Raw genomic sequence first — 13,627 nt, forward strand, 5'->3', positions numbered from 1 at the left:
TTTTTCTTCGATACGAAAGCGCTTAAACCGCTGCGATCGCCTCACGCGCCGACGCGAGTGCCGCGCCAGCCGCTTCCGGTCCCATGTTCAGGCCTTCGGCGTAGATGAAGTTCACGTCCGTCATGCCGAGGAAGCCGAGGAACGTCTTGAGGAACGGCGTCTGCGAATCGTTCGGCGTGCCTGCGTACTTGCCGCCGCGCGCCGACACCACGTACACCTTCTTGCCCTTCACGAGACCTTCCGGACCATTCGCGGTGTAGCTGAACGTGATGCCCGCACGCGCGATCCAGTCGAAATACGTCTTCAGTTGCGACGAGATGCCGAAGTTGTACAGCGGCGCTGCGATTACGACGATATCCGCGGCTTGCAGCTCGGCGATCAGCGCTTCGCTCTTGGCGTTGATCGCGGCTTGCTCGGCGGTGCGCTGATCGGCGGGCGTGAAGAACGCGCCGAGCGTGGCGTCGTCGAGATGCGGCAGCGCGTCGCCCAGCAGATTGCGCACGACCACCTTCGCGCCCGGATTGCTTTGTTGCAGTTTCGCGGTCAGTTCGTCGGCGAGCAGCGTCGATTGAGCGCCTTGCGAACGGGCGGCGGAGTTGATCTGGAGAATCGTCGTCATGATGGCTTCCTGTCTCTGAGAGGTTCGGGCGCACTCGGCGTCCCGTTAGGAAGCATTCTTCTCATTTCGACCTTCGGGAAAAAGCCGTCAGATCGTGACGGATCGTTGCACCGATAGAACAATCCGCCACATATTCCGGCAATCAGCCTTTCAGCCAGCGCTCGCGCCATTGTTTCGACGGACCCCGACCGTCGATGGCCGTCAGCACGTAACGCGCGACTTCCGGTCCGTCCAGCTTGACCTCGGTGCGGCGCAACTCGTCGCGACGGAACGCGTGCACCTCCACTTTCGCGCCCGGCAGATAACGCGACAGCAGCGCATCGAGATTCGAGCCGTTGACGCGCAGTCCGTCGATCGCGACGAGCACATCGCCCGCCGACAATCCCGCCTTCTGCGCCGCGCTGCCTTCGTGGACGACGGCCAGCGTGCAATCCGCGCCGCCACGCACGCGCGCGCCGAGCGACGGCTTGACCGCCGCGCCGTTGCCCGGGAGATCGGGGGCGAGCGCGATGCCGAACGGCTCGAAAAGCGCATCGAGCGGCAAATCGCGCGTGCCGCGCACGCCGTCGCGGAACAGCGAGCGCAGGTCAGCGCCGGTCGCTTCGGCGAAAAGCGCCTCGACGTCTTCCTCCGCAATGCCGCGCCCCTTGCCGTTGTAAAACTCGCGACCGTAGCGCTGCCAAAGCAGACGCATCACGTCGTCGAGCGATTTGCGGTTGTCGGTCTGCGCGCGAATCGACAGATCGAACGCCAGCGCGACGAGCGAGCCTTTCTGGTAATAGCTGACGATCGCGTTCGACGCGTTTTCGTCGGCGCGGTAGTACTTCACCCAGGCGTCGAACGAGCTTTGCGCGACCGATTGCTTGAACCGCCCGGAGCCGCGCAGCACGCCGCCGATCGTCTTGCCGAGCAGACTGAAATAATCGCCGGCGGAAATCAGGCCGCTGCGCACGAGCATCAGATCGTCGTAGTACGACGTGAAGCCTTCGAAGAGCCATAAGAGCGTCGTGTAATTTTCCTGCGACAGATCGTACGGCGCGAACGTCGCCGGCTTGATCCGCTTCACGTTCCACGTATGGAAATACTCGTGGCTGCACAGGCCGAGATACGTGCGATAACCCTCGGTCGTTTCCGGGCGGCCCTGCACCGGCAGATCCGTGCGATTGCAGATGAGCGCCGTCGATGCGCGATGCTCCAGCCCGCCGTAACCATCGCTGACTGCGACGGTCATGAACACGTAGCGATCCATCGGCGCTTTCTTCGTGCGCGGCTCGAAGAGCGCGATCTGCGCTTCGCAGACGCGCTTCAGGTCGGCGGCGAGCCGGTTCATATCGAGATTGACGACGCGCCCCGAAATCACGATGTCGTGCTTCACGCCGTGCGCGCTGAAACTGCCGAGCGCAAATTCGCCGAGCGTGACCGGATGGTCGACGAGTTCGTCGTAATTCGCCGCTTCATAGGCGCCGAAACCGTAGCGCTTCGTGCCGCGCGCTTCTGAAAGCGCCGTCGCGACGCGCCAGTTGCGATACGCGCCGCCCTGCGGCGGTTCGATATCGACGACGCACGGCGCGCCCGACTGCCCTTCCACCGCGAGGAACGTGCTCGTGCCGTTGAAGAAGCCGACGGTGTCGTCGAGATGCGCGGCGCGCACCGACATGTCCCACGCGTAGACCTCGTAGCGCAGCGTGATCGGGCCGTCGGTCGGCGCGGCTTGCCACGCGTGCTTGTCGATCTTTTCGATGGCGATCTTGCGGCCCGCCGCGTTGAACGCCTGCAGCGTCACGATGTTGCGTGCGAACTCGCGGATCATGTAGCTGCCCGGAATCCAGACCGGCAGCATGAAGCGCTGGCCGGCCGGATCGGGAACGGCTACGGTCAGCGTCACTTCGAAGAGATGCGCGGCGGGATTTTTCGGAACGATGCGGTAGCGGACGGGCTGCACCGTTTGCAAAAGCGTAGTCATCTCGATGTCCTTTGTTCTTGTTCTGGGCGCGTCGATCTTGAACGAACCGCGCCCGGCGCCTTGCTTGTTTACGCTGCGCTTTCGGAAATGCAAGGCCGTAAAAACACAGGAGGCGCATGACGCGCCTCCCTTCTTCGTTTCGGACCGCGCTCAGCGCACGGCGGACAGTTCCTTTTCGAGCCGGTCGGCGGGCACGGCGCCTGGCAGACGCCGGCCATCGACGAGGAATACGGTCGGCGTGCCGGTGACGTTCATCGCGCGGCCGAGCTTTAGATTCTTGTCGATGGCGGTCGTATCGCACGATGCCGACGCGGTCGGCGCCTTGTGATCGAGCATCCAGCTTTCCCACGACACACCGCGATCCTGCGCGCACCAGATCGACTTCGACTTGGCCGTCGAATCGGGCGAGAGCACCGGATACAGGAAGGTGTAGACCGTCACGTTGTCGATCGACTTCAGCGTCGATTCGAGTTGCTTGCAGTACGGGCAGTTCGGATCGGAAAACACCGCGATCTTGCGGCTGCCGTTGCCCTTCACGACCTTCACCGCGTTCTCGAACGGCAGCTTCGCGAAGTCGATCTTGTTGGTTTCGGCAAGCCGCGCCTCGGTGAGGTTCTTGCTGTTCCGTGTATCGACGAGATCGCCGATCAGCACGTAATTGCCGCTCGCGTCGCTATACACGATCTGCGAGCCGAGATTCACCTCGTAGAGACCGGGAATCGGCGTCTTTTCGATGCTCTTGATGGTCGCGTCGCCCATGCGCGATTCGAGCGCCGACTTCAGCTTGTCGGTGGTCTGATCGGCCTGCGCCGAACAGCCGACGCCGAGCGTCACGGCGAGCGCCGCGGCCGTCGCCAGGGCCAGTCTGAGGGTGGTTTTCATGCGGTTTCCTGTGAGTCGTGCGGCATCGCGCCCGAGAAAGTGAGATTGTTTCAGCCGAGCGCCGCCGAGACGAGCCAGCGCTTGATGAGCGGCTGCGCGCCGACGAACGCCATGCCGGTGTTGCGGACCGCGCGCGCGAGCGTACCCGGCACGGCGAAAAGCCGCTGCAGGCCGTCGGTCGCGAACATGAGCTTCTGGATGTCTTCACGGCGCGCGCGTTCGTATCGGCGAAGGAGGATCGGATCGCCGAGATCGCGGAACGACTCCTTGTTCGCGATGACGTCCGCGAGCGCGGCGACGTCGCGCAGGCCGAGGTTCATGCCCTGCCCCGCGAGCGGATGAATCAGATGCGCGGCATCGCCGACGAGCGCAACACGCGGCGCGACGAGTTTGTCGACGGTTTGCAGCCCGAGCGGAAAGCCTTGCGCCGGCGTCACGCAATCGAGCGTGCCGAGCTGGTTTTGCGTTGCCGTTTCGACTTGCGCGGCGAGTTGCGCCGGATCGAGCGCGAGCAGTTCGTCGGCGTGTTCGGTGCGCGCGGACCACACGAGCGAAACGTGATCGCCCGGCAGCGGCAAGAGCGCGATGATTTCGGTATCGCGGAACCATTGGTACGCCGTTTCGCCGTGCGGCTTTTCGGCCTTGAAATTGGCGACGACGCCCGTCTGCCGATAATCGCGCCGATTCATCTTCGCGCCCATTTGCGCGCGCACCCACGAATGCGCGCCGTCCGCGCCGACGATCAGATCCGTCTCCAGCATTTCGCCGCTCGCGAGTGCAATGTGCGCGGCGTCGGTTTCGACCGTCATGCCCTGCGCGCGCGATTCGAACCACGAAAGACTCGGCGAAAAGCGCAACGCGGCATCGAGCGATTGCTCGATCAGCGACGATTCCACGATCCACGCGAGCTGCGGCACCGACGCCTGAAACGCCGAGAAGTGCAATTCCGCGTGGGCATCGCCGAACACGCGCATGTCGAAGACGGGACCGAGCCGCGAACGATCGAGCGCCTGCCAGACGCGCAGACGCTCCAGCAGCGCCTGCGAGCTCGACGACAGCGCGTAGATGCGCGAATCGAACGCCGCGCCCGGCGGCAGGCCAGCCGCGCGCGACGCGACGAGCGCGGTGCGCAGCCCGGATTGCGCGAGCGCGAGCGCCGCCGTCTTGCCGACGAGCCCGCCGCCGACGACGATAGCGTGAAATTTCAGTGGATGCGGAGTCATCCGGGCATTATAGCCGTGGGGTTCGAACGGGTTTGCGAGCCGGCGGCGGCGCTTGCCCGCGACGGTGCGGCGGTACAATAGCGGTTTGCCTGGCCGCCGCACGCGGCCGTAGCGTGGCGGGCGGTTCTCGCCCGCTCATTGCGCACCATTTTTGACGAAACCCGCGCGGCCCGCGCCGTCTTACCAGTTCGAAGGATTCCATGAGCCTCCAATGCGGCATCGTCGGCTTGCCTAATGTCGGCAAGTCCACTCTTTTCAATGCGTTGACCAAGGCGGGCATTGCCGCCGAGAACTATCCGTTCTGCACGATCGAGCCGAACGTCGGCGTCGTCGAAGTGCCGGACGCGCGCCTCACCGCGCTCGCCGAAATCGTGAAGCCCGAGCGCATCCTGCCGGCGGTCGTCGAATTCGTCGATATCGCGGGGCTCGTCGCCGGTGCGTCGAAAGGCGAAGGCCTCGGCAATCAGTTCCTCGCGAACATCCGCGAAACCGACGCGATCACGCACGTCGTGCGCTGCTTCGAGGACGAGAACGTGATCCACGTCGCGGGCCAGATCGATCCGATCGCGGATATCGAAGTCATCAATACTGAACTCGCGCTCGCCGATCTGGCGACGGTCGAAAAAGCGCAGGCGCGCTATTCGAAGGCGGCGAAGTCGGGCAACGACAAGGAAGCGATCAAGCTCGTCGCCGTGCTGGAAAAAGTGCGCGCGCAGCTCGATCAGGCGAAGCCGGTGCGCGGCCTTTCGCTGACGGAAGAAGAACTGCTGCTCATCAAGCCGTTCTGTCTGATCACGTCCAAGCCGACGATGTACGTCGCGAACGTGAAGGACGACGGCTTCGAGAACAACCCGCATCTCGACGCGGTGCGCAAGCATGCGGAAGCGGAAAACGCGCCGGTGGTCGCGGTGTGCGCGGCGATCGAAGCGGAAATCGCCGATCTCGACGATGCCGACAAGCTCGAATTCCTCGCCGACATGGGCATGGACGAGCCGGGCTTGAATCGCGTGATTCGCGCGGGTTTCAAGCTGCTCGGCCTGCAGACGTACTTCACGGCGGGCGTGAAGGAAGTGCGCGCGTGGACGATTCATATCGGCGATACGGCGCCCCAGGCGGCGGGTGCCATTCACACGGATTTCGAGCGCGGGTTCATTCGCGCGCAGACCATCTCGTTCGATGACTACATCGCTTATAAGGGCGAGCAAGGGGCGAAGGAAGCCGGGAAGATGCGCGCCGAAGGGAAGGAGTATGTCGTGCACGACGGGGATGTCATGAATTTCTTGTTTAACGTCTGACGCGCGACGTAAAGAAACGTCAAAGCGGCTTGCCTCGCGAAGCGGAGTGTCTTTTCATGGACACTCCGCTTTTTTCTTGCGCGGACGAGACAACGCAGCAACGCTGCGATCGACAAAAACAACGAGAGACAACCACAAGATGCAGAGACACGCACTGCGCGCATTCACAGCTTTCACGCTGATCGCGGCGAGCTTGCTCGCAACGTCCGACGCCTTCGCCTATCGCGGCAACCCGTACCAGTATCAACCGCAGCCCGACGAGTCCGATCTCGACAACCACGGTCATTACGTCAACCGCGACGGCAACGTCGTCCACTCGCCCGCGCGCACGCGCTCCGGCGCTGTCCCCGCGGGCGCGACCGCGCAATGCCGCGACGGCTCCTACAGCTTCAGCCAGCATCACAGCGGCACATGCTCGCGGCACGGGGGCGTAGCCGCCTGGCAATGACCGCCTCCACCGCGAAGTACAATGCCACCTCATCCCGCCTGCGCGAAACGCCACGGCGGGAACGCGCGAATCCGCGCCACCGAACATCCTCGCGCGCCGAACCGGGCGCCCCGCATTCATCCATCCAGCTAGGACAATATGGCCCAATACGTCTTCACCATGAACCGCGTCGGCAAGATCGTCCCGCCGAAGCGTCAGATCCTGAAAGACATCTCCCTTTCGTTCTTCCCCGGCGCCAAAATCGGTCTGCTCGGCCTGAACGGTTCCGGCAAATCGACGCTCATCCGCATCATGGCGGGCGTCGACAAGGACATCGAAGGCGAAGCCACGCCGATGCCCAATCTGAACATCGGCTATCTGCCGCAGGAGCCGCAGCTCGATCCGCAGCAGACCGTGCGTGAAGCCGTCGAAGAAGGTCTCGGCGATGTCTTCCTGGCGCAAAAGAAGCTCGACGAAATCTACGCCGCCTACGCCGAACCCGACGCCGATTTCGACGCGCTCGCCGCCGAACAGGCGAAGTACGAAGCCATCCTCTCGACGAGCGATGGCGGTAGCCCCGAGCAGCAACTCGAAGTCGCCGCCGACGCGCTGCGCCTGCCCGCGTGGGACGCGAAAATCGAACATCTGTCGGGCGGCGAAAAGCGTCGCGTCGCGCTGTGCAAGCTGCTGCTGCAAAAGCCCGACATGCTGCTCCTCGACGAACCGACCAACCACCTCGACGCCGAATCCGTCGAATGGCTCGAACAGTTTCTGACGCGCTATCCGGGCACCGTCGTCGCGGTGACGCACGATCGCTACTTCCTCGATAACGCCGCCGAATGGATTCTCGAACTCGACCGCGGACACGGCATTCCGTGGAAGGGCAACTATTCGAGCTGGCTCGATCAGAAGGAAGACCGCCTGAAGCAGGAAGAGGCGAGCGAATCCGCGCGTCAGAAGGCGATCAAGAAAGAACTCGAATGGGTGCGACAGAATCCGAAGGGACGTCAGGCGAAATCGAAGGCGCGTATCGCGCGATTCGAGGAACTCAACAGCCAGGAATACCAGAAGCGCAACGAAACGCAGGAAATCTTCATTCCGGTCGGCGATCGCCTCGGCAATGAAGTCATCGAGTTCAAGAACGTCAGCAAGGCGTATGGCGACCGCCTGCTCATCGACAACCTGAACATGAAGATTCCGGCGGGCGCGATCGTCGGCATCATCGGGCCGAACGGCGCCGGTAAGTCCACGCTCTTCCGCATGCTGACCGGCAAGGAGCAGCCGGATTCGGGCGAAATCGTCAAGGGACCGACGGTCAAGCTCGCGTACGTCGATCAGAGCCGCGATGCGCTCGCCGCCGACAAGACCGTCTTCGAGGAAATCTCCGGCGGCGCCGACGTCCTCACGGTCGGCAAATACGAAACGCCGTCGCGCGCGTATATCGGCCGCTTCAACTTCAAGGGCAGCGATCAGCAGAAACTCGTCGGCAATCTGTCCGGCGGCGAGCGCGGACGTCTGCATCTGGCGAAGACGCTCATCGCGGGCGGCAACGTGCTGCTGCTCGACGAACCGTCGAACGACCTCGACGTCGAAACGCTGCGCGCGCTCGAAGACGCGCTGCTCGAATTCGCCGGCTCCGTGATGGTGATTTCGCACGACCGCTGGTTCCTCGACCGCATCGCGACGCACATCCTCGCGTTCGAGGGCGATTCGCACGTCGAATTCTTCGACGGCAACTATCAGGAATACGAGGCCGACAAGCGCAAGCGTCTCGGCGAGGAAGCCGCGAAGCCCAAGCGTCTGCGCTACAAGCCGATCACGCGCTAACGTCTGACGAAAGAGCCTATGCGGGGGCGCGCACCGACATCAGGCGTAAAAGTGGCGACTGTGTAGGGCGCAGTCGCCACTTACTTTTTCGAGCGACGCTTTCCAGTAAGCCGACACGGAGACACACGCAGATGGCGGGATCGAGCGCGCGGCGGGGAGCGCTTTGGGCAATCGGAATCGTCGTGGCGCTCGTCGTCGTGGTGATCGGCGGCTGGTTTTTCGTCGTCCATCAGATGAAAGAGCGGATCCTCGAGACGCTCGGCCCGAACGGTTCGGTGGAAGAGATCGACGTCGGCTTCGGGCACGTCACGCTCTCGCGCGTGCGGCTGCGCGGCCCGAAAGACTGGCCAGCCGGCGACGCGATGCGCGCGGAGCGCATCGTGCTCGACGTCGACATGCAATCGCTCATCTCGAGGCCGATTCATCTGCGCAGCGTGAGCGTCGACAACTACTATCTGTCGATCGTCCGCTCCGCCGATGGCCGCGTACGCATCCTGCCCGGCCTCAAGGAAACCGCGCGCGAAGCCGACGCCCGGCCCGACAGCAAGGAACGTCAGGAGCACGCGCAAGAAGAAAAAATCATCGATCGCGTGTCGTTCGAGCGCGGCTCGATGGAGTTCTTCGACGGCTCCGTGCCGAACCCGCCGTATCGCGTGCTGATCGGCGATGCGCGCGCCACTGTCGATCATCTGCATCTGCCCGCGCTCACCGAGCGCACCGAGCTTTCGATGACCGGTTCCATCAAAGGTCCGTCGCACACGGGCAACGTCACGTGGGGCGGCTGGATGATCATCGCCAACAAGGATTCGCAGACGCGCGCGACGCTGCGCAACGTCGATGTCGCGACGCTCGATCCGTATCTGCTGAAGAAGGCCGGCGCAAAGGCGGCGGTGACAGGCGGCACCATCGACATGACGATCGATGCAACCGTGAAGAATTACCGCATTCACGCGCCCGGCACGTTGACGCTGAATCATCTGCAGATCAGCGATACCGGCAACGCGCTCGACACCTTTCTCTCGATTCCGACGAAAGCCGCGATCGCCGCGCTCAAAGACCGCAAGGAACAGATCAAGCTCGACTTCACGCTCGAAGGCGATCTGCGCGATCCGAAATTTTCGCTGAGCGAGAGTCTGTCGAAGAAGCTCGCGGCGGGATTCGCGAAGGCGCTGGGCGTCAGCGCTGAAGGCGTCGCGCGCGGCGCGGGCGATACGGTTCGGGGAATCGGCAACGCGCTGAAGAACCTGCTCGGGCAATAGCGCGTCGCCTTCTCGCTTTACTTTCAGATCGGCAGATTCAGCGCGCGCAGCTTCGTTTCGGTTTGCAGAGCGCCGGTGTAGTGAACGCCGTGCCAGCCGAGCGCCGTCGCGGCTTGCGCGTTCATCGGGTTGTCGTCGATGAACACGAGTTCGTTCGGCTGAACGCCCGGCAGATGCCGTTCGATTTCCGCGCGCATCAAACCGAAAATCTGCGGATCAGGCTTCACGAGGCCCACGCGCCCTGACACGACGATCTCGCGAAACTTCCGCAAGACGTCGAAGCGTTCCCACGCATACGGAAACGTCTCCGCCGACCAGTTCGTGAGGCCGAAGAGCGGCACGCCCGCCGCTTCGAGCCGGTCGACGAGCGCCACGCCCTCTTCCAGCACGCCGGACACCATTTCCGGCCAGCGGGCGTAGAACGCGCGGATCAGCGCTTCGTGCTCGGGATAGACGGCGATCAGTTCGGCGGTGCCGTCCTCGATGGTCTGCCCGCCGTCCTGTTGCACGACCCATTCCATCTTGCAGACGTTGTCGAGGAACCAGCGGCGCTCGGTGTCGTCTGGAATCAGATGCTTGTAGAGATATTCGCGATTCCAGTCGATCAGCACGCCGCCGAAATCGAATACGACTGCCTTGATGGTCATTGCTCGCTGCTCCGTGGGTCAGATCGCCTTGGTCCGCTCATCGAGCCATGCCAGCGCCTTGCCCGTCACATGCGGCGACACGCGGCGCCGCACGGTTTCGTGATACGCGTTGAGCCACGCGCGTTCGTCTTCGCGCAGCAACGACACATCGATGCAGCGCGCGTCGATCGGACAAAGCGTCAGGGTTTCAAATTCGAGGAAATCGCCGAATTCGGTCTTGCCCGCCGCCTTGTTCATCACGAGATTCTCGATGCGGATGCCCCACTTGCCCGGCCGATAAATGCCCGGCTCGACCGACGTGATCATGCCCTCTTCCATCGCCGTCCACGGTTCGGCGGGCGCGTAGTGCGAAATTACTTGCGGGCCTTCGTGCACGTTCAGGAAATAGCCGACGCCGTGTCCCGTGCCGTGGCCGTAGTCCGCGCCCGCTTCCCAGATCGGCGCGCGCGCGATCGAATCGAGCATCGGCGAACGGATGCCGCGCGGAAAACGCGCGCGCGAAAGCGCCATCGTACCCTTCAGCACGACGGTGAAATCGCGCTTGTGCTCGGCCGTGATTTCGCCGATCGGCACGACACGCGTGATGTCCGTGGTGCCGCTCAGATATTGGCCGCCCGAATCGATCAGCAGCAGACCGTTGCCTTCGATGACCGCATGCGACGCTTGCGTCGCGCGGTAATGCGGCATCGCGCCGTTCGCGTTGAAGCCCGCGATCGTGCCGAAGCTCAGCGTGACGAAACCCGGGCGGCGTGCACGCGCGGCAGTCAGCTTCTCGTCGATGGTCAGTTCCGTGATGCGCTCGCGTCCCAGCGCCTCCTCGAACCACGCGAAGAAGTCGGCGAGCGCGGCGCCGTCCTGCTCCATCGTCGCGCGGATCTGCTCCGCTTCCGCCGCGGTCTTGCGCGACTTCGCGAACGTCGACGGATTCACCGCCTCGACGATTTTCACCGCCGACGGCACTTTCTCCAGCAAGCCGTGCGTGATTCGGCGCGGGTCGATCAGGAGCGTCGCGCCCGCGGGCAGCGACGCGAGCGATTCCGATGCGGCGGCGTACGGCGCGACGCGCACGTTGTCGCGCGACAGCGATTCGACGAGCGCGCCCGGAATCTTGCCGTCCGCGACGAAAATCGTCGCGTCGTCGAGACCGATCAGCGCGTGCGCGACGAAAACCGGGTTGTAGCTCACGTCGCCGCCGCGCAGATTGAAGATCCACGCGAGATCGTCGAGTGTGGAAACGAAGTGCCATTGCGCGCCTTTGGCACGCATCGCGTCGCGCACTTGCGCGAGCTTGTCCGCGCGAGCGACGCTCGCATTCGGCGCCGCATGCTCGTAGACGGCCGCCTCCGGCAAGCCGGGGCGCGCGGGCCACACGGCATCGAGCAGATCGACATCGGTGCGTAATACGATGCCGCGCGCACTCAGCGCATCGGACAGTGCACGCGCCGCCGCGACGCCGAGCACGGTGCCGTCGACGGCGACCGTCGCGCCCGATGCGACGTTTTCAGCGAGCCAGTCGACGTGCGGCGCGGTCTGCTGCCCGCCCATCATCTTCATGAGCACGATGCCGGTGCCGGCGAGTTGCGTCTCGGCTTGCGTCCAGTAGCGGCTGTCGACCCAGACGCCCGCGAAGTCCGCCGTCACCACGAGCGTGCCGACCGAGCCGGTGAAGCCCGAAAGCCACTGACGCCCTTGCCAGCGTTCCGGCAGATATTCGGAAAGATGCGGATCCGCCGATGGAATCAGCACGGCGGCGAGCTTTTCGCGCGCCATCTGGCCGCGCAACGACTCGATGCGGCTCGCGAACATGGCGGGTTCCGGAATGGCTGAATCTGCAATGCGATCGTTCATGAAGTCACCTGCTTGAAAGCCCGCGTAGGGCGCGAAGAGCACGACGCGCGGCAAGGATCACCCGCCCGCGTCACAAAATCGAGATCAGCGGCGCGCCGCCAGTCCGACAGTCGTCGTCACGACGAAGAGCGCGAAGACCGCGCACGCGAGCCATTCGAGCGTGTCGCCGTCGTGATATACATCGACGATATTGCCGAGCATGCGCGCAACAACCGTCGCCAGTATGCCAGCGGCGATGGCCGTCCAGACGTAGCCCGCCGGACCGCGCGCGACGCGTCCCCCACGGCGCAGCGGATGCAGCCACCAGCCCGCCGCGCCGATCACCGCACCGAGAAAAATCAGTCCGATCCAGCCCATCAGCGGCGATGCTCCATCGGTGTCGATTCGTTGCAAAGCGGAGCAGATCGGTGGATGTACATGATTTCGGGCAATCCTCGGCGCGACGTAGCGCTTGAGTTTAGGGGCCGGATATGGGGAGCGCAAGGCTCGGAATGCGCGTACCGAAATCGCATCGACGGGAACCAAAAGCGCGCTTCTTCTTTTTGAGAAGATTATGCGAGTTTTCCGAAACTCCGCCGCTCGGTCGAATGATAAAATCCTTTCATCTTTGCGCTTTATATATATTCTTGCCATTTATAAAGCGAACCTCACATTTATCGCCACTTCGTTAATCGCGTTACTGATTTTCACGCGACGAATTGACGGTTTCAAAGGCGGCATTTTCCTATGACTGAAGCCAATCCAATTTCCCTGCGTGGTCTCGAAATGATCGTCACGTATCGCGGCTCCGGTCAGGAAAGGCGCGATAACCTGCGTGGCGTTCTGCGCCACCTTGTCCGCACCTATTCGGACTTTCACATCTGGCTGATCGAAGCGGACGCCGCGCCCACGTTCAGTTGGACCGAGATCGGCGATTCGCGCATCCGGCACGTATTCGTGCACGATACCGGCCCGTTTCCGAAAGCGAGGCTCGTCAATCTCGGTGCGTTAATGGCAAAAAGCCCGATTATCTGCATGCACGATGCCGATATGATCGCCAATCCACGCATGATGAAATCGGCCGTCGACGCATTAATGGACGGCGATGCCAGCGACGTGCTTTGCCCCTTCTCGCGCGTGCTGAATGTTTCAGGCGATCGACGCCAAACGTTTATCGAATCGGGAAACTTCGACGAATTCGCTCCGTTCATGGAAGGCGATTTACCGGACGATATCAATGTGCTCTACGCCAACACGCCGGGCGCAATCAACCTTTTTAAACGCCCGGAATTCATCCGTATCGGCGGCGTGGATCCGCAGTTCACGGGCTGGGGCGGCGAGGACGACGACCTGTTCATCCGCGGCGCGCGGCTCGGTCTGCGTTGGCATGCACTTGCCGGACCGGATTCCTCGCTGTTTCATCTGAATCATGACTCCGCGTCACGCGCCGCGATCTGCGAGGAAGAACATAGCGCGCGAAACCGGCAAATGGCGCGCCGAACCGATGAAATGCCGATCGAGGAACTGGAGGCGCGAGCGCTCGAGCTTGCGAAGTATTTCCGCTGACAGGCGCGGCTTTCTGCCACACGCTGGTTCCGGCAAACCGCTCGACGCCCGGCTGCGCGGGCGTTTTCGGCACTTCGGGCGCGGTCGCGCCC

General features: G+C 63.2%; 12 protein-coding genes. 5 read left to right on the forward strand and 7 right to left on the reverse strand.

The features are described 5' to 3' along the window. Positions 1-22 precede the first annotated feature (22 nt). From QCE49_RS11490 to QCE49_RS11505, 4 genes are all read right to left on the reverse strand, one after another. On the reverse strand, positions 23-619 hold the full coding sequence (locus QCE49_RS11490) for an FMN-dependent NADH-azoreductase (protein WP_008344416.1): 597 nt from the start codon (positions 617-619) through the stop codon (positions 23-25). A gap of 142 nt (positions 620-761) precedes the next feature. Then, complete coding sequence (locus tag QCE49_RS11495) at positions 762-2,561, reverse strand: M61 family metallopeptidase (protein ID WP_250440234.1); 1,800 nt, start codon at positions 2,559-2,561, stop codon at positions 762-764. Positions 2,562-2,732: 171 nt separating this feature from the next. Continuing rightward, complete coding sequence (locus QCE49_RS11500; RefSeq protein ID WP_008344412.1) at positions 2,733-3,464, reverse strand: DsbC family protein; 732 nt, start codon at positions 3,462-3,464, stop codon at positions 2,733-2,735. A 50-nt stretch (positions 3,465-3,514) separates the two neighbouring features. Beyond that, entirely contained in the window at positions 3,515-4,687 is a 1,173-nt protein-coding gene (locus QCE49_RS11505; protein ID WP_239295457.1) for a UbiH/UbiF family hydroxylase, read from the reverse strand. A 200-nt stretch (positions 4,688-4,887) separates the two neighbouring features. Here QCE49_RS11505 and ychF point away from each other — a divergent pair, with 200 nt between their 5' ends. The 4 genes from ychF to QCE49_RS11525 all read left to right on the forward strand — a co-directional run bounded on the left by ychF (position 4,888) and on the right by QCE49_RS11525 (position 9,495). Further along, the gene (gene ychF / locus QCE49_RS11510; RefSeq protein ID WP_034473932.1) at positions 4,888-5,982 is read left to right on the forward strand and encodes a redox-regulated ATPase YchF; all 1,095 of its coding nucleotides are present in this window, start codon (positions 4,888-4,890) and stop codon (positions 5,980-5,982) included. A 139-nt stretch (positions 5,983-6,121) separates the two neighbouring features. After that, positions 6,122-6,430, forward strand: coding sequence for a DUF3761 domain-containing protein (locus QCE49_RS11515; RefSeq protein ID WP_008344406.1), 309 nt, complete (start codon positions 6,122-6,124; stop codon positions 6,428-6,430). Positions 6,431-6,568: 138 nt separating this feature from the next. After that, complete coding sequence (ettA, locus tag QCE49_RS11520) at positions 6,569-8,236, forward strand: energy-dependent translational throttle protein EttA (protein WP_008344405.1); 1,668 nt, start codon at positions 6,569-6,571, stop codon at positions 8,234-8,236. Between the two features lie 131 nt (positions 8,237-8,367). Beyond that, positions 8,368-9,495, forward strand: coding sequence for a DUF748 domain-containing protein (locus QCE49_RS11525; RefSeq protein WP_034473928.1), 1,128 nt, complete (start codon positions 8,368-8,370; stop codon positions 9,493-9,495). 23 nt (positions 9,496-9,518) lie between these two features. Here the strand turns inward: QCE49_RS11525 and QCE49_RS11530 are convergent, their stop codons facing one another. The 3 genes from QCE49_RS11530 to QCE49_RS11540 form a co-directional block, all read right to left on the reverse strand. Further along, a complete protein-coding gene (locus QCE49_RS11530) occupies positions 9,519-10,142 on the reverse strand; it encodes an HAD family hydrolase (protein ID WP_175983109.1) in 624 nt (207 codons plus the stop codon). 18 nt (positions 10,143-10,160) lie between these two features. Further along, positions 10,161-11,948 (reverse strand): aminopeptidase P family protein, encoded by a 1,788-nt coding sequence (locus QCE49_RS11535; protein WP_409017215.1) that lies wholly within the window; start codon positions 11,946-11,948, stop codon positions 10,161-10,163. Positions 11,949-12,074: 126 nt separating this feature from the next. After that, positions 12,075-12,347, reverse strand: coding sequence for a hypothetical protein (locus tag QCE49_RS11540; RefSeq protein WP_239295468.1), 273 nt, complete (start codon positions 12,345-12,347; stop codon positions 12,075-12,077). A 408-nt stretch (positions 12,348-12,755) separates the two neighbouring features. Between QCE49_RS11540 and QCE49_RS11545 the strand changes: the two genes are divergently transcribed. Beyond that, positions 12,756-13,535: a glycosyltransferase family 2 protein gene (locus QCE49_RS11545; protein WP_250435233.1), complete on the forward strand. Its 780-nt coding sequence runs from the start codon at positions 12,756-12,758 to the stop codon at positions 13,533-13,535. Positions 13,536-13,627 lie beyond the last annotated feature (92 nt).

This window comes from Caballeronia sp. LZ008 (genome assembly GCF_031451435.1).
Taxonomy (GTDB): domain Bacteria; phylum Pseudomonadota; class Gammaproteobacteria; order Burkholderiales; family Burkholderiaceae; genus Caballeronia; species Caballeronia zhejiangensis.